Source organism: Halpernia sp. GG3 (assembly GCF_052976925.2).
The window spans coordinates 87,836-104,737 of the sequence record NZ_JBRIIR020000017.1 but is presented as its reverse complement, the minus strand read 5'-3'; the positions used below and the strand labels follow the sequence as shown (position 1 = coordinate 104,737).

Below are 16,902 nucleotides of genomic sequence, written 5' to 3'. Positions count from 1 at the left end.
TTGTGGATTTTATAAGTCTGAAATTTGTGATTTAAGACTTCGGAAAACTTTTTTGTTTAAAAGTAAATCCATGCTTTCAGTTACGTTTGGATAATCCGGAGGATTAATCATATCTTTTTTCGTTATGTTTTGATATTTAAAAACATAAAATTCTTTTTTCAAAATATTGGTATTTGTATCCATCCAATAATTCCAAAAACTGATATTTGTTCTTTTGTCCCCATTAAAAGCGCCAACCTTTTCAACTTCCAAACCATACTCGCCTTTTACCACGATCAGTTCATCTACATTATATTTATCTTTGAATTGTCGAAAATCTATTTTCTTCTTAGTAGCAGTAAATATTGAGAAGTTTTTCGTGTCTACGGTATCTGTTAAAACGACTACATCATATCCTTTCTCTTTCAAGGTATTGATATAGAAGTCTTTTAATCTTGGCAAGGGATTGCCTTTTTCTGTTCCCATAAACTGTATTACGCCATAAAACTTATCTTCTTCACTTACATTTCGGTCGGTTGCAGTTGTCGCATAGACCGCTTGTTTATAAATTTTGTACGGCCCGTCAATATTAAAAATAATACCTATTTTTTTAGTCGTTTGTTGGGCAGATGTACTGGCTGAAATCGTCGAAAGAATGACCACGATTAATATTTTAAAAATTTTCATTCACAAATATAAAAAAAACTCTCAAAAGAATTTGAGAGTTTTTATTTGTGTCTTGGTTCTTACTCCTGACTACATATTCCGTCTGTATCTTCCGCCAACCTCAAAAAGTGCATTGGTAATTTCTCCTAGAGAACAATATTTCCCCGCTTCCATCATCACTGCAAATAGATTTTCTTGATTAACAGCCGCGTGTTGCAATTCTTTTAAAATTTCTGTCGATTTTTCAGAGTGTGCTTGCTGGTAATTTTTTACATTCGCGATCTGAATTTTCTTTTCCTCATCCGTAGAACGAATGACTTCTTTTGGCAAAACAGTTGGCGAACCATCTTTTCCTAAAAAAGTATTTACTCCAATAATTGGAAATTCTCCTGTATGTTTCAGCCATTCATAATGCATCGATTCTTCCTGAATTTTTGAGCGTTGATACATCGTTTCCATCGCGCCTAAAACGCCCCCACGCTCTGTAATTTTATCAAATTCTGTATAAACTGCTTCTTCAACTAGATCCGTTAATTCTTCGATAATGAACGAACCCTGCAAAGGATTTTCATTTTTAGCCAAACCTAATTCTTTGTTAATAATTAACTGAATTGCCATAGCTCGGCGAACAGACGCTTCAGTTGGTGTTGTGATTGCTTCATCGTAAGCATTTGTGTGAAGAGAATTACAGTTATCGTAAATCGCATAAAGTGCTTGAAGCGTCGTTCTGATATCATTAAAATCAATTTCCTGTGCGTGTAAAGAGCGTCCCGAAGTTTGAATGTGGTATTTCAACATCTGACTTCTTTCATCGGCGCCATATTTTATTTTCATGGCTTTTGCCCAAATTCTTCTTGCAACACGCCCAATTACTGCATATTCCGGATCAACACCATTTGAGAAAAAGAATGATAAATTCGGTGCAAAATCATTGATATCCATACCGCGACTCAAATAATATTCGACATAAGTGAAACCATTTGAGAGCGTAAAAGCCAATTGTGAAATCGGATTTGCACCCGCTTCTGCAATGTGATAACCGGAAATTGAAACCGAATAAAAGTTTCTTACTTTTTCATCAATGAAATACTGTTGTACATCGCCCATCAATCTTAAAGCAAATTCAGTGGAAAAAATACAGGTATTTTGCGCCTGATCTTCTTTTAAAATATCGGCCTGAACAGTTCCACGAACTGTTGCGATCGTTTTGGCTTTAATGTCGGCGTAAATGTTCGAAGGTAAAATTTCATCACCAGTTAAACCTAAAAGTTTTAAACCTAAACCGTCATTACTTGGTGGCAATTCGCCGGTGTAAGTTGGTCTTATAAGATTATTATCGTCGTATTTTTCTTTTAATTTTGCTTCTACTAAATGTTCTAAGTGATGTTCGGTGATATATTTTTCACAATTTTGATCGATCGCGGCATTCATAAAATAGGCAAGTAACATTGGAGCCGGACCATTGATGGTCATTGAAACGGAACACATTGCATTAACCAGATCAAAACCGGAATATAATTTTTTAGCATCATCTAAAGTCGCAATCGAAACACCTGCATTTCCGATTTTCCCATAAATATCTGGCGGCAATGCCGGATCTTGTCCATACAGCGTCACAGAATCAAATGCTGTTGACAGACGTTTTGCAGGGGTATCTGCAGAAACATAATGAAATCTTCGGTTTGTTCTTTCCGGACCACCTTCACCAGCAAACATTCTCGTTGGATCTTCGCCAGTTCTTTTAAAAGGATAAATTCCTGCCGTAAATGGAAATTGTCCAGGAACATTTTCCTGACCTTTCCATTGAATAAGATCACCCCAATCTTGGAATTTAGGTAAAGAGATTTTTGGAATAGCTAAGCCAGATAAACTTTTGGAGGATGTCTCCACTTTTATTTCCTTTCCACGTACAAAATAAGAAAAAGTGTCTTGTTTCATTTCTTCTTTAAAACCTTTCCAGCCTTTTAAAAACCGAATATTATCTTCGGAAAGTTCTTTCTTCGTTTTAATAAAAACTTTTTCTAATTTTTCCGTGGTGTCTTTATCATCTGTAATCAGATTTTTCGCGCCATCGATCAAATACATTCTTTTTGCGATCAGTGCTTGGTTTTTTACATCTGCATCGTATTCACGGTTATTATCAACGATTTCAGAGAGATAGCGAACTCTTCTTGGTGGAATAATAGTGGTTTCTTCCTGATGATTTTGTTCGACGTAAACATTGAAATTTAATTCTGGAAATTTTATATTTAATTTTTTAATTAAAATATTAAATAATTCTGTGGTTCCCCAATCATTAAACTGACTCGCTTTTGTAGAAAAAACCGGCATTTCTTCCAAAGTTTTTTCAAATAAAAGATGGTTTCTTTGGTATTGTTTTCTGACGGCTTGAACCGCATCTAAAGCACCCATTTTGTCAGATTTATTTAAAGCAATTAAATCTGCGTAATCTAGCATTTCAATTTTCTCCAGCTGTGTAGAAGCGCCGTATTCTGGGGTCATTACATACATTGAAAGATCTGCAATTTCTGTAATTTCTGAGCCAGACTGGCCGATCCCGGATGTTTCTAAAATGATTGCATCTGGATTTGCTAATTTTAAAATATTTAAAGCCGAATGGATATATGGTGAAACGGAAACATTGTTTTCTCTCGTTGCCATTGAACGCATATAAACGCGTTTGTCATTAATAGAATTCATTCGGATTCTGTCGCCTAGCAGTGCACCGCCTGTTTTCTTTTTAGATGGATCAATTGAAATTATCGCAATTTTTCTATCTGGATTTGAACGCAAAAAACGCCGCACTAATTCATCTGTCAAAGAAGATTTTCCTGCTCCGCCAGTTCCAGTAATTCCGATAATTGGTATTGTATTATAATGCTTATTTTCAGAGACACGTTTATCTATTTCTTGTACTAAATCTTGTTTCTCCTCCGAAAAATTTTCAACCGCGGATATAACTTCTGCAATAGATTTTGCATCTTCAAATTTAATTTTATCTAAATCCGAAATAGTGATGTCTCTTCCTGTGGGGAAATCACTTTGTTTCACTAAATCATTGATCATTCCTTGTAATCCCAATTCCCGTCCATCATCGGGCGAATAAATTCGGTCGATGCCGTAATCCATTAAATCTTTAATTTCTTCCGGTAAGATTACGCCACCACCACCGCCAAAAATTTTAATCTGCGGAGCATTTTTTTCGCGTAAAAGATCATAGATGTATTTAAAATATTCATTATGACCGCCTTGATAAGAAGTTAAAGCGATCGCATTGGCGTCTTCCTGAATGGCACAATTCACTACTTCTTCTGCAGATTTATCATGGCCAAGATGAATAACTTCACAACCAGTTCCCTGAATCACGCGCCGCATAATATTTATGGCGGCATCATGACCATCAAAAAGTGAAGCTGCAGTTACAATTCTTACATTATTTTTAGGGGAATAATTCTCTGTTGGTATCATATGTTTTGCTAAAGTCCAAAGATAATCATTCTGAAAAAAACTAGAAGGTATTTTGAAGGTTGATTTTCTTTAAAGAAAATCTTTTAAATACATTTTTAAGACATCAAATCTGAGAATCTTATCTTTGCGACAGAATTTTGTTCAAAATTAAATTATGTTAAAAATTAATACTTACACGCCAACCGATAAACCTACCTCTTCAGAAAAAGAGGCGATTGCTGGATTTTTGTTTAAAAGTCTAGAGCAATATGGTGATCCAAAAGAAGATATTTTAAAATGTATAGATTACGCTTTAAAAGAAACCAGCGCTATTGGTGGTTTTATTTGTGTGGCTTTTTTAGAAGATAAAATTGTTGGTTCTGTAATTGTTAATAGAACGGGAATGAAGGATTATATTCCTGAAAATATTTTGGTTTATATTGCCACTGATGCGGAAAAACGCGGACAGGGAATCGGACGGCAGTTGATGGAAAAGGCGATTGAAAAGGCAGATGGAAATATTGCGCTTCATGTAGAGCCAGATAATCCCGCGAAGAAATTATATGAAAAACTGGGATTTACAAATAAATATTTAGAAATGAGATTGGTAAAATAATGGCAACAATTACTTTACATCGTGAAAGACTGCATTACAATTTTGAAAGATTAGACTATTTGTTTAAATCTAAAGAAATACATTGGTCCATAGTCACGAAAATTCTCTGTGGGAATGAACTTTTTCTAAAAGAAATATTAGCTTTAAATCCCTCTCAAGTTTGCGATTCGCGCGTGAGTAATCTTAAAGTGATTAAAAAATTGAATCCCGAAATGGAGACAATTTATATAAAGCCCACGCCAAAAAGATCCGTTTCTTCCGTAGTAAAATATGCGGATATTAGCATGAATACTAATATTGAAACTATAAAATCTCTTTCTGAGGAGGCAGTAAAACAGCAAAAAATTCATAAGATTATTATAATGATTGAGTTGGGAGAATTGCGGGAAGGAGTGATGCGGGAAGATGTCATCAATTTTTATCGCCAGGTTTTTGATCTGCCAAATATTGATGTTGTTGGTTTGGGCGCAAATCTTTCCTGCCTTTTTGGGGTTTTGCCAAATACGGATAAATTGATCCAACTCTGTCTCTACAAACAGCTGATCGAAGCAACTTTCGAAAAAAAAATTCCCTTTGTTTCCGGAGGTTCTTCGGTGACAATTCCGTTAATTTTAAAGAAAATGTTACCGGCAGGAATTAATCATTTTCGTGTAGGAGAGACTCTGTATCAGGGAACTGACGTTTACAAAGATGAAAAAAGCAATCTTCTGGAGCAGGACGTTTTTACTTTGCAGGCAGAAATTATCGAATTAATAGAAAAACCGATGGTTCCCGAAGGTGATTTTGGAACCAATCTGGAAGGTGAGACATATAAGATAGAAGAACATCTAGTCGGAAAAACTTCTTTCCGCGCGATTTTAGATTTAGGAATTTTGGATCTGGACCGCATCAATATTTTTCCTAAAGACGAAACGATTGGCTATTTTGGATCCAGTTCAGATATGATTATTTTAGATTTGGGAGAAAATCGCCAGAATTATAAAGTGGGAGATATGTTAGATTTTTCCATTAATTACATGGGTGCACTTCGCGCAATGAATTCAAATTACATTGAAAAAAAGGTAGTTTAAAAAATGAAAAGAACATTAATTTACTTTGCAGCAGGAACAGTTTTCAGTTTCCTATTATATTACCTTTTTGTTGATACCCAAAATTTAACGTTAAATTTTTATTATTCTTTAGCATACGGTTCTGCGTGGGGACTGGCTTACTATTTAGATAATCCAACTTTTTCTTTGCCAATAAAGCTGGGAATTTCGCTTTTAGCCATGGTAATTTTAGTTGCTCTAGGTTATTTTCTTTTTAATTTAAAACAGGCAATTCCATCCGTTATTAAATTTTCAATCATTTTCGTTGCCTATTATTTAATGGCAAGTTTCCGGAAGACGAAATCCATGCGGGAATAATTTTATTTCACCATTAGAAAACTTAAAGCCATTAATCCTACGAGAACGAGTGAAAAGGCAAAAAAGTTGATAATGAACAAAATAATTCCAATTAAAACGCTGAATCTTTTCCCTGAATGATAAACCCGATGGTGCGCCAGAAAGAAATAGATCAGTGTGTAAATTGTTATCACAAAAATTGACAATCCTTCAATAAAATTGACAATCCCGTTTCCTGAGAATAAATTCACAATTTTGGCAAGTAACCAAAAGACGGTAATAATTAGCAGAAGGAAGGAAAAATAATGGAGTGTGAAGATGCCGTGATCAAAATACCACCATTTCTTTTTGTTATGAAAAATCCAGAGGAAAAAGGCGAAGAGTGGTAAGTAAATAAAAAGTGCTTTTGGCAGTTTGTGAAAAGCCACTTCAAAAAATTTAATAAGGATTTCCTTTTTGGAAATTCCCATTTCTTTTAATTCATAAAACTTGTAAGCAAAAGGTTTTTTAAATGAATTAGTCCAGGAAGGATGCAATTTCATATTTCGATCAAAATCTTCTGTCGTCTTGAAATCATAAATTTCTGAGTCTGCCCTCAGTTTGTTATCGATATTTGTAGCTTCTAGAAATTTATTGACTTTCGCTGAATCTTTTATAAAATCATTTACTTTTAACAGTGCCAAGGAATCCTTTATACTTAAAGATTTATTAGTATTTGTTTTGTTTAAAACTTCTTCAGAATGTAGCGCATCGATAATTTGCTTTTGTTCACCTTTTTTTGCTGCAACATTGTTAAAAACTGCAACTGTTGAAATTGGAGAAGATAATGAAAAAAAAAAGTGATAAAACTAACGAAAATATAGAGTTTCACGGGTACTACATATTGCTGTCTTTTTCCTGCTATATATTCATTTGTCAATTTCCCTGGGCGAAAAAGGAGATGTTTAATGGTTTTCTAGAATTGACCGTCATAATGCGTAAAATCTTCCGCAAAATGTGTGAAAAGAAAGTGAAAGCGCTGTTTTGATTCAATATTTTCCTGTCTGCAGTTTGGGCAGAATTTTTCTTCTACAATATGTCCACAATTCAGGCAATTTTTATTTAATCTTAATTTTCCATGACTCATTGGTTTTTTTTCAAAAATAATGAAATATTTAATATTGTGAATTATTTAATTTGGATAAAATTCCAATAATCATTGAAGATTTGAAAAATATCTCACGCCACTGTCTAAATCTTCTGAACAAAAAACAGTTTTCAACTTAGCCCCGATTGCAGCGGCATCCTTTTTCTTTTGCAAAAAGGAAAAGATAGAGTGAAAAGCGGGACTGAAAGTCTAAAAAGCAGTAAATTTATTGCTTCTAAGATTTTTAAGTTTCTAAATCACAAAGTATTTTTAAATGAGTGGTTTGATTTCTTGATAGACTTAGGTTTTAATTTTCAGATTTCTTAAATATAGTTTTTAGTCCCAAAAAATATTGCTACCTTTGCGCACCCGTTTTGGGGAAAATTATGTTTAATCGTAAACGATAAATTGTGAATACATTAAGTTACAAAACCGTTTCAGCTAACAAAGCTACTGCAAATAAAGAATGGGTTGTGGTAGACGCTGAAAATCAGACTTTAGGGAGGTTAGCTTCCAAGGTTGCAAAGATTTTGAGAGGTAAGCACAAAACGAATTTCACGCCTCACGCAGATTGCGGAGATAATGTGATCGTTTTGAATGCTGGAAAGATTACTCTTTCAGGAAACAAATGGGCAGACAAAACCTACATTTGGCATACAGGTTATCCTGGTGGCCAGAAGTCTATGACTGCTGAAGAGTTAAAAGCAAAAGACAGCTTAAAAGTTTTGGAAAAATCCGTAAAAGGAATGCTTCCTAAAAACAGATTAGGCAGTCAGTTGTTCAGAAATCTTTATTTATATGAAGGGACTGATCACAAGCATGAAGCTCAGCAGCCAAAGGAAATCAATATTAACGAATTCAAATAATTAATATGTCTATAACTCATAAAATAGGGAGAAGAAAAACTTCTGTAGCTAGAGTTTACCTTAAGCCAGGTTCTGGTGTTATTACGGTAAATCACAAAGATGTTGCTGATTATTTCTCCACAGATGTGATGGTTTATAAAGTGAACCAAGCATTTTTATTAACCGAAACGGTTGGTCAATATGACGTCACCGTGAATGTTTTTGGTGGTGGAAATACAGGTCAATGTGAAGCTATCAGATTAGGAATCTCACGCGCACTTTGCGATATTAATGCAGAGTTCCGTTTGTTGTTAAAACCTGAAGGTTTGCTTACAAGAGACGCTAGAATGGTTGAAAGAAAAAAACCAGGACAGAAAAAAGCGAGAAAGAAATTCCAATTCTCAAAACGTTAAAAAATTTCAGATTCAAGATTGAAGATTCAAGATTCAAGACTTTTCGAAGTTTTTATCTCTTGGCAATTGGTTTTTGGCTCTATTATCTAATCAAAAAATTGCCCGTTTAGTTTAGCACCCAAACTTTTCTCCCATCTAAAGAAATGTTGATTGCGTAACAGCGGAATGTAAACTAAAAAACAAGAACATGGCAAAAGCAAATGTAAAAGACCTCTTAGAGGCAGGCGTTCATTTCGGTCACATGACTAGAAAATGGAATCCAAACATGGCTCCATACATTTTTATGGAGAAGAACGGTATTCACATCGTTGATTTACATAAGACAGCAGTAAAATTGGAAGAAGCTTGTACAGCTTTGGAAAAATTAACTTCTGCAGGCAAAAAAGTTCTTTTCGTAGCAACAAAGAAACAAGCGAAAGAAATCGTGGCAAAACACGCGGCTGAACTCAACATGCCTTATATTACTGAAAGATGGCCCGGAGGAATGTTGACGAATTTCGTTACCATTCGTAAAGCGGTCAAGAAAATGAACCATATTGATAAAATGAAGAAAGATGGTACTTTCGAAACTTTATCAAAAAAAGAAAGACTTCAAGTTGACAGACAAAGAGCTAATTTAGAAAAGAATTTAGGTTCTATTTCTGATATGGTGCGTCTTCCTTCTGCTCTTTTTGTGGTAGATATTATGCGTGAGCACATTGCAGTAACTGAAGCTAGAAGCTTAGGCATTCCTGTATTTGCAATCGTAGATACGAATTCTGATCCAAGAAAAGTAGATTATGTTATTCCGGGGAATGATGATGCTTCAAAATCTGTAGATCTTTTGTTAACTAAAGTTGCAGAAGCAGTAAAAGAAGGACAATCTCAGAGAAAAGCAGACAAAGAAAAATCTAAAGAAGAAGGCGAAAAAGTATCAGCAGAAACTGATGCAGATTTCGACGAGAAATAAGATTTTCTTATGATATAGAAATCCGGCTCAAATTTATTTGAGCCGGATTTTTTTTGATTTAAATCTTTAAAGTGATTTTTAATTAAAATTAAAAATTTCGTATTCTATAAATAATCTATATAATATATGCAATATTTATAATATCTTTACTTTATATTCATAATAATTTTAATTATAAATTAATCAGAATATAAATGACTAAATATTGAATTATAACATTTGTTCTAAATCATAAAAATAAAAGATTTTAAACAATTCTTACAAATTTCATTTCTTCCAACAAAACATTTTAAGCATAAACCTAATGAAAACAAAAACTATTAAACTTACGTTTCTGATTCTCTTCTTCGGCGCAATATCACTGCTCTCGGCAAGAAAAAGTGAAAAAGTCCCTTTCATTTTAGCTCAAAATTATTTCGTTCGGAATGACTTTCCGGATAATGATCTGCAAATGAAAAGAATAACATCTGCCGAACAATTGGATGCGATTTTTGGTACTGCAACGAGGATGGGAGAAAATGGTAAACCAACGACCATCGATTTTTCGAAGAGTTTTGCAATTGCTTTAATTAATAGAGTTACAAACGATGTAAAATCTGTAGATATAAATGCTTTGACATTTGGAAACAACACCCTCAATATTGGCTATTTTATAAGTAAGACAGATGTAAAATCATTTTCTTCTCGTAATTTCAGTTTAATAATAGTAGATAAAAAATATTTTAAAAATAAACTTTATGCTAATTTTAATGGTGAAAATGGTGAGAGGATGGCAGGTGCTGATTTTGATGAGTTTGGTTGCAAAGGCTCGGCAGGAAATGTATGGAGTGTTTTAAAAAATAAATGTATCGGACCGGGTGAAACTGATTCTGTTTTTGAGTGCGCATCTGGAAATTTTGGTTTGCTATTTAATGATAATCATTTAAGAGCAGAATTAATTGGGTTTAATTATAAAAACTATGAATCTAACTTGATTCTTTCTAAAAATCAAAAAAGTAAATTTTGGAGAAATGGCGCGGTAAAAATGAAATCTTCAAAGGATTTTTATAGCTTGACGGATGACGATGTTGTGATCGCGAAAGCACGAAGAAAGACTTCAAAATAATCTGACTAAAAACTGTAAATACTTAAAATTCCCTGAGGTCATTCGTTTTATTCGGTGGATAGTTGTATTTGTTTTTATTTAGAAAAGTCTTTTTCTGAGAAAAGCAAAGAGCGAAACTGATAATAAAAAGTAATTATTTTCTGATTTTAATTTACTTTAGACGGAATTTAATATAAGTTATTGTCTTGCCTTTTTTTGAAAATAAATCCTCGTAATAAGTTTGAATTTCCCTCAGAAGTGCGGTATTAGCGTCATATTCTGGCGCCCCATAAATATCGTGGTGCGCCGTAATTATTTCATGTCCTGCGCCTTGCAGCAGCCCTAAAGTATAGCCGTGTAGAAATTCAGAATCTGTTTTCAGATGAACTAAGCCATCTGTTTTAAGAAATTTTTTATAACGAGCCAGAAATTCCGGATGAGTCATTCGGTGTTTCGTACGGCGGTATTTTATTTGAGGATCGGGAAATGTGATCCATATCTCGTCAATTTCATCTGTTGCGAAGAAATGATCTACAAGTTCAATCTGAGTTCTTAAAAAAGCCACGTTTTTTAAACCAGTTTCATGTGCTTCTTTTGCGCCAAACCAAAAACGTGCGCCTTTAATATCAATGCCGATAAAATTTTTATCTGGAAATGCTTTTGCTAAACCGACAGAATATTCGCCTTTGCCACAACCTAGTTCTAAAACAATAGGCTTATCATTTTTAAAAACTTCTGCGTTCCACTTTCCTTTTAAATGGTATTCTGCTAAAGCTTCTGCTCTTGTTGGTTGAAAAACATTTGGTAATGTTTTATTCTCGTCAAAGCGTTTTTGTTTGTTTTTTCCCATAATTTTTTTCGCCACGCAAAAATAAATCTAATATTTTAGAATGCAAATATTAGAGGTAGAATTATTTAAAATGATCATTTAGAAGTGATATTTTGAGAAATCAAAGTCGCCAATTTTGCGTATTCATTATTGTACCTGTGATTTCCTGGTAAATGCTTCATTGTAAAATCTTTAACAGTAATCGCTTTGTAGGGAAATCTGATTCCAATGTTACTTAAAATTGCCAAAGTTTTCGGAGCTTTCATTTTATTGACCTCAGGTAAAACTTTATAATCTCCGCGACCTTTGTCGAAAATCATTCCCTGAAAACTAACTTCAAAATCTGCAGTTTTTGATGGATCCAAAAGAATGACGGAAATTATCTTGTCATGTATGTTTTTTGCCAATCGGTTATAAATAAAAGGTGATATATCCGCACCAAAACTATAACCTAATAACACTATTTTTTGGTTTTTTCTACCTTTTAATCTTGCAGTTAAATAATCGCTAATCTTTTTGGCAGTTTCCGCGGGATTTTTTCGTTTCCAAAAGTAGATTTTAGAATCTAATGCAGTGATGTCATAATTTCTTTTAAATAATTCATCACTCAAACTTTTAGAAAATGTATTAAAGCCGGCGTCACCGCTGACGTAAAATATAAATGGACTGTCATTTTGAGCATCTAATTCACGGATTGGAAAATCTGGATTTTCGGCAGAATCTGCGCAACCTTGCAAAAATGCAAGCGAGAATATCAGAATAATATTAAATTTCGAAAATAATTTCATCACTCTTTCATTACTTTATTCAGTGCAGCAGGAATTTGCAGCAACTCAAAATCATTATTGTAAATTAGAAATTTATTTTCCCAAATAGTCGCATATTTTTCTTTAAAAAATCTGAGAGTTTGAAAATGTTTTAAGCTGCCAACCCGGTGATATGCGTACTTCATAATCTGCTCTACGGGATTGTCAGGTTCTTCTATTCCACTCATTGGCGTAAGTCCCATGTTTAGGTATTTTAAATTTTTACTTTTAGAATAATCAATTAAACTGACAATTAAAACATCTAAACATCCACCTGGCGCTTCTTTTCTTTTTCTAATTAAATCATAAGTGCTTTCTTCAGGTGCAAAGTCTGGGATAATATTTAAAAAAGCCTGAAGTTTTCCGTTTTCATCTTTAATAGCAATAACAGTTTGATTTTTTAATTCATCATCCTCAAAACTTCCCTGGGAAAAAACACTTTCTTTTTTGTCGAATTCATTTAGCCATTCGTCTGAAATACTTTTTAATTCTGATATTAATTCTGCTGAATGGGGCGCTTCATAAACTTCTGAAACATATCCTTTTTTTGAAATACTATTGATGCCATTTCTTAAAGATTTACGGTCTTTTCCTTGCAAAGTAAAATTTTGAACATCGACCAAAGCTTCCTGTCCAATTAACAGTTTTTGTTTTTTTAAGGATTTAAAGAGAAATAAGTTATTTTCTGGAGCCCGGTAGTAAATAGGTTTCAATCCTTTGTTTCGGCAAAATCCTTCAAATTCTCTTAAAATAAAAAGTTTGTCCTCTTCATCGCAAACTGGTTCTTCTAAAACTACGGCAAAATTATTAGCAATTTTAAAAGAAACAAAGCCTTCCCGATTTTCAGAAAAATAGAGGCTTTTATCTTTACTGATTTTAAAAAAATCTAAGGCGGAACTGCCATATTTATTAATTAATTCTTTGGCAGAATTTTCTTCATTTTCTTCATTTTCAAAATCAAATTTAAATGGAATTAAAAGAGCTAAAATTAAAAATAACCAGGAAATAAAACCTAAAAATTTAGTGATACTAATAAAATCACGGCCAAATGGTGTTGCAGCCTTTGGTAGATCAGTATAAAATAAAGTATAACTTTGGAAAGTGTAGTAAATAGATTGATTCCATGTAAAATCTATTCCAAAATGTCTTTTATCAATCAGGTAAAAGCTGAAAAAATCAAAAATCAAAATTGCTGACAGAACAAGTAAGATAGTACTTAAACCCAACCTGAGGAATTTACGGTTGGTCTTTATCAGATATTGTTTTCGGGTAAAAAATAATAGCAGTATTGTAAAAATTGCGAATGAAGCTTCTTCATAATCAAATGCTTTGAAAACATTTCCAACAATTGAAAATATTGAAAAAATAATTGCCAAGTACCAGGCGCTTTTTAAACCTTTTAAAAGTTGTGCAGAAACAATCATTAATCCAATCCCGATTACCAAAACTGATAATTTTGAAATATGTCGCGTTTCAAAAGGCAAATAATGTTTCACCATTACCAAACGTTCGGCTAATGGCGGAGTTATAACTGATATTAAATTTATCACACCTAAAGTAAAGATTGCAATTGCAGGAAAAATCCTTGCAAATAATTTTCTACCGTTGTACAGAAAAGCGAAAATACCAAAAATTAAAGGCAACCAGAATTCAAAAATCCGGTAAAGTAAAGTGATTCCTAAACTAACGGTATTGCTGAAGCCGAAAGAATTAAAAATGTAAAGCATCGTAAATTCTACTGCGCCTAAACCACGTAAAAATGGCGAAACAATCATCAACAAAACAGAAACAGTATAGGCTATAGCCGCTGCAGAGAAAGAGGGGGTAGCACCTAAAGCTGCCATTGCAATAAATACGTGAAATATACCGACAAATTCCATAAGGACAGAATAAATCACAACCCTGTAAAAATGTTTTTTTTCTAATTCTGTGGAAAAAATAGAATCAAGATAAGAAATTATAGTAGGAAATTTGTGGTCTAAAAACTTATAAATTAATCCTTGCTGTTTTATATCTTTAAATAATAAAAAAGAGAGCAGTAAAATGACACCTAAAATTATAATTGCAACCCACGCATTTCCCAGGTCTTTGTGATTAAAGGCGCTGTACGCAAGAATGGGGATGCCAACTACAAATAAAGTAAGCAAACCAACGAATCCATAAATTACACCTGATTGGTGCATTTTTCCAATGTCATAATTTTTTCTTTTTAATTCTGTAGGTAAATACGCTAAGGAAGTTACTCCGCCTGCAGGAAGAAATACGCTGAGAAAATTTCTTTTTAAAAATAGAGATGTGGCTTCAGAAATTTTTATTTTTAAACCAACAGCTTTAAAACTCTCAACATACATTAAAGCTTGAAGCAATATGTAAATGAATGTTACCAGAATTCCTATAATAATCCAAGTGAGATCGGCCTGTTTCAGTTGGGGAATGATCTGTCGCATTTCATGTCTTTCACTGCGGAAAAATACGAAAGCGAGTAAAATTATAAATACTGCAAGTATTTCTTTCCAATAAGACTTTGGCGAAAATTTTAAAAAAAATAGATTTTTTTTCAGTTGCATAAAATAATAATACTCTAAATAATGTCCGATAGATTATTATTTACAAAAGTAGTGAAAAGTAATTTTTTATACATCTTTAAAAAAAAGTCTTCTAAAGATGTCGTATTAAAAAATATTTCAATAAAAAATATTAAATAAAGAGAAGTCTGAAATCAAGAGCAAAGTATTATATTAGCTTTTTATTTTAAAAAAAAACTTTTTAATGTCATTTGCCAAAATTAATGGTTGCTCTGCAGCCGCAAAGTGACCGCCAACTGACATTTCTTCCCAATGTATGATATTAAAACTTTTTTCAATGTAAGAACGGGGAGGAGTGGGTAATTCTTTAGGAAATTTTGCAAATCCTACAGGTGTTTTTACAAAATCCTTCGCTCCAAATTTTAAGGGTATTTTGCTATTTTCCTTGTATATTCTAACAGACGATGAAATGGTTTGAGTAATCCAGTAGAGAGTAACATTTGCCAGTAATTCATCTTTCGTGAAAATTGAATAAATATCTTCATCATTATCACTCCAAGAGTTAAATTTTTCTAAAATCCACACACAAAGCCCTAAAGGAGAGTCATTCAAACCATAAGCTAAAGTCAAAGGTTTTGTACTTTGGATGACTGAATAAGCAGCTTCTTTTGAAGCCCATATTTGTGTAGATCTTTGAAATTCTATAGTTTCTTCGGTAAGTTTTTCATCATCTTTTAAATAAGGTTGGTAAGAGCCAGAAATATAATTTAGATGCAAACCAATAATTCTTTCGGGATATTTTATTGCAAGCCAAGTACTTATCGCTGAACCGATGTCTCCACCCTACGCTCCATATTTTTTATATCCTAATTCAATCATCAGTTTATTCCACAAATCTGCCACAAATTCGGAATTACATCCTTCAACTTCACAGGAACCAGAATATCCAAAACCGATAATAGATGGAATAATTAAATCAAAGCAGATATCATCATTTTGCGTCAGGAGCGGAATTATTTTCATCATCTCTAGAAATGAACCTGGTCAACCGTGCGTCATAATTAAGGGAATACAATTTTCCCCCTTTCCTTTAATATGCAAGAGATGAATGTCGAGATTGTCAATAGTGGCGATGAAATTAGGAAAAGAATTTATTTCTAACTCTATTTTTCTCCAGTCAAAATCATTTAGCCAATAATTAGAAATGTCTTTCATAAACGAAAGATCAGATCCGTATTTCCAGTCAGAATTTTTTATTTCACCTGGCCATCTAGTATTTTTAATTCTAAACTTTAAATCATCCAGAATTTCTTCAGATATATTTGCTTTAAATGGCTTTATCATTTTAATATCAGTTACCGAACTTTAAATTTGCAAATAAAATAGAAGGTAAAATCTTCATTACATTACTTCACAACAGGATCTGTTAAAATTTTCTGTAGATTAGAATTTTTTAAACGCGCTAAATAAATAGGCAAATATTTTTCAAAGTAAATTTGAGTTGCTTCAAAATTATTTGATAGCAAATAGGGTTTTAAATTATCTGAACTGTAAACGAATTGAAGAAAATTAGGAATTAGATTTTGAGGGATCTTAAGTTTAATAAAATAATCATCTCCAAAATATTTTTGCATATTTTCCACATCTTTTGACATCGTTTCGTATTCTTGAGCCCGTTCTTTCTTTTTGCGCTCACCGGAAAGAAGGTCAAAAATACTGTCTAAGCCAAATGTAAGGCCACCACCAGAAAAACCGGCAATGGGAAGTTGAGTTGGTAATCCGTCTCCTTTTGGACGTGGAAGGCCAATTGATTTTTCCAATTGCTCCTTTTTCATGTCAGTCCGCAATGCCAAAACGTCTTTCCTGAGATTTCCGGAAACTTTAAACCGTGGAATGATAACCTCTTCAATATCCGTATATGATACTTTTAATTCTATTAAATTTCTAAAAGAAGACATCATATTCTCAGTAATCAGCACATCTTTTCTATCTGTTACAATGGACGTAAAACGGATCATTTCACCAAATTTAGCTTCTAATTTAAAATTGCCGTTATAATCCGCCAAAACTGTTTTTTGGGTATTGAGATTAGTGACATAAATTTGGTTTAAATAAAGGTTTGAATTGTCTTTTAAAAAAACTTCACCACCGAATATTTGCGCATCGATCTGCGAAACAATCAGGATTAAAAAAAGGAAATATAATTTCTTCATATCGGGAGCAAAAGTAAAG

General features: G+C 33.1%; 19 protein-coding genes. 7 read left to right on the top strand and 12 right to left on the bottom strand.

The genetic code is table 11. The annotated features are described in order from the left end of the window. Positions 1 to 9: 9 nt before the first annotated feature. Positions 10 to 666 (bottom strand): hypothetical protein, encoded by a 657-nt coding sequence (locus tag ACVBED_RS09870; RefSeq protein ID WP_473094951.1) that lies wholly within the window; start codon positions 664 to 666, stop codon positions 10 to 12. A 69-nt stretch (positions 667 to 735) separates the two neighbouring features. Beyond that, complete coding sequence (locus tag ACVBED_RS09865; RefSeq protein ID WP_473094950.1) at positions 736 to 4,113, bottom strand: methylmalonyl-CoA mutase family protein; 3,378 nt, start codon at positions 4,111 to 4,113, stop codon at positions 736 to 738. A gap of 154 nt (positions 4,114 to 4,267) precedes the next feature. Here ACVBED_RS09865 and ACVBED_RS09860 point away from each other — a divergent pair, with 154 nt between their 5' ends. The 3 genes from ACVBED_RS09860 to ACVBED_RS09850 are packed head-to-tail and all read left to right on the top strand — an operon-like array spanning position 4,268 to position 6,114. Beyond that, entirely contained in the window at positions 4,268 to 4,708 is a 441-nt protein-coding gene (locus ACVBED_RS09860; RefSeq protein ID WP_447120119.1) for a GNAT family N-acetyltransferase, read from the top strand. Then, positions 4,708 to 5,778 (top strand): alanine racemase, encoded by a 1,071-nt coding sequence (locus ACVBED_RS09855; RefSeq protein WP_447120118.1) that lies wholly within the window; start codon positions 4,708 to 4,710, stop codon positions 5,776 to 5,778. Before ACVBED_RS09860 ends, ACVBED_RS09855 begins: the two co-directional genes overlap by 1 nt. Before the next feature lie 3 nt (positions 5,779 to 5,781). Further along, the gene (locus ACVBED_RS09850; protein WP_447120117.1) at positions 5,782 to 6,114 is read left to right on the top strand and encodes a hypothetical protein; all 333 of its coding nucleotides are present in this window, start codon (positions 5,782 to 5,784) and stop codon (positions 6,112 to 6,114) included. Positions 6,115 to 6,116: 2 nt separating this feature from the next. Here ACVBED_RS09850 and ACVBED_RS09845 read toward each other — a convergent pair whose 3' ends face one another. From ACVBED_RS09845 to ACVBED_RS09835, 3 genes are read right to left on the bottom strand one after another with little or no spacing between them, the layout of a single operon-like run. Beyond that, positions 6,117 to 6,776: a hypothetical protein gene (locus tag ACVBED_RS09845; protein ID WP_447120116.1), complete on the bottom strand. Its 660-nt coding sequence runs from the start codon at positions 6,774 to 6,776 to the stop codon at positions 6,117 to 6,119. 41 nt (positions 6,777 to 6,817) lie between these two features. Next, positions 6,818 to 7,012 carry a DUF3667 domain-containing protein gene (locus ACVBED_RS09840; RefSeq protein ID WP_473094949.1) on the bottom strand — a complete coding sequence of 65 codons (195 nt, stop codon included), beginning with the start codon at positions 7,010 to 7,012 and terminating at the stop codon, positions 6,818 to 6,820. A gap of 36 nt (positions 7,013 to 7,048) precedes the next feature. Beyond that, positions 7,049 to 7,219 (bottom strand): hypothetical protein, encoded by a 171-nt coding sequence (locus ACVBED_RS09835; protein WP_473094948.1) that lies wholly within the window; start codon positions 7,217 to 7,219, stop codon positions 7,049 to 7,051. Between the two features lie 410 nt (positions 7,220 to 7,629). Here ACVBED_RS09835 and rplM point away from each other — a divergent pair, with 410 nt between their 5' ends. From rplM to ACVBED_RS09815, 4 genes are all read left to right on the top strand, one after another. Beyond that, positions 7,630 to 8,085: a 50S ribosomal protein L13 gene (rplM, locus tag ACVBED_RS09830; RefSeq protein WP_473094947.1), complete on the top strand. Its 456-nt coding sequence runs from the start codon at positions 7,630 to 7,632 to the stop codon at positions 8,083 to 8,085. 5 nt (positions 8,086 to 8,090) lie between these two features. Then, on the top strand, positions 8,091 to 8,477 hold the full coding sequence (gene rpsI, locus ACVBED_RS09825) for a 30S ribosomal protein S9 (protein ID WP_447120114.1): 387 nt from the start codon (positions 8,091 to 8,093) through the stop codon (positions 8,475 to 8,477). A 187-nt stretch (positions 8,478 to 8,664) separates the two neighbouring features. Continuing rightward, a complete protein-coding gene (gene rpsB, locus ACVBED_RS09820; protein ID WP_447120113.1) occupies positions 8,665 to 9,426 on the top strand; it encodes a 30S ribosomal protein S2 in 762 nt (253 codons plus the stop codon). Between the two features lie 304 nt (positions 9,427 to 9,730). Further along, positions 9,731 to 10,531, top strand: a complete 801-nt coding sequence (locus ACVBED_RS09815; RefSeq protein WP_447120112.1) for a hypothetical protein — start codon at positions 9,731 to 9,733, stop codon at positions 10,529 to 10,531. Positions 10,532 to 10,682: 151 nt separating this feature from the next. Here ACVBED_RS09815 and trmB read toward each other — a convergent pair whose 3' ends face one another. The 7 genes from trmB to ACVBED_RS09780 form a co-directional block, all read right to left on the bottom strand. After that, on the bottom strand, positions 10,683 to 11,360 hold the full coding sequence (trmB, locus tag ACVBED_RS09810) for a tRNA (guanosine(46)-N7)-methyltransferase TrmB (RefSeq protein WP_473094946.1): 678 nt from the start codon (positions 11,358 to 11,360) through the stop codon (positions 10,683 to 10,685). Positions 11,361 to 11,434: 74 nt separating this feature from the next. Continuing rightward, a complete protein-coding gene (locus ACVBED_RS09805) occupies positions 11,435 to 12,127 on the bottom strand; it encodes an AcvB/VirJ family lysyl-phosphatidylglycerol hydrolase (protein WP_447120111.1) in 693 nt (230 codons plus the stop codon). Beyond that, the gene (locus tag ACVBED_RS09800) at positions 12,127 to 14,712 is read right to left on the bottom strand and encodes a flippase-like domain-containing protein (RefSeq protein ID WP_473094945.1); all 2,586 of its coding nucleotides are present in this window, start codon (positions 14,710 to 14,712) and stop codon (positions 12,127 to 12,129) included. Before ACVBED_RS09800 ends, ACVBED_RS09805 begins: the two co-directional genes overlap by 1 nt. Before the next feature lie 171 nt (positions 14,713 to 14,883). Next, positions 14,884 to 15,447, bottom strand: a complete 564-nt coding sequence (locus ACVBED_RS09795) for a hypothetical protein (RefSeq protein ID WP_447120108.1) — start codon at positions 15,445 to 15,447, stop codon at positions 14,884 to 14,886. A gap of 66 nt (positions 15,448 to 15,513) precedes the next feature. Continuing rightward, positions 15,514 to 15,696, bottom strand: a complete 183-nt coding sequence (locus tag ACVBED_RS09790; protein WP_447120107.1) for a hypothetical protein — start codon at positions 15,694 to 15,696, stop codon at positions 15,514 to 15,516. A gap of 18 nt (positions 15,697 to 15,714) precedes the next feature. Next, on the bottom strand, positions 15,715 to 16,014 hold the full coding sequence (locus tag ACVBED_RS09785; RefSeq protein WP_447120106.1) for an epoxide hydrolase N-terminal domain-containing protein: 300 nt from the start codon (positions 16,012 to 16,014) through the stop codon (positions 15,715 to 15,717). Between the two features lie 62 nt (positions 16,015 to 16,076). Next, positions 16,077 to 16,883, bottom strand: coding sequence for a hypothetical protein (locus ACVBED_RS09780; protein WP_447120105.1), 807 nt, complete (start codon positions 16,881 to 16,883; stop codon positions 16,077 to 16,079). Between the last annotated feature and the right edge of the window lie 19 nt (positions 16,884 to 16,902).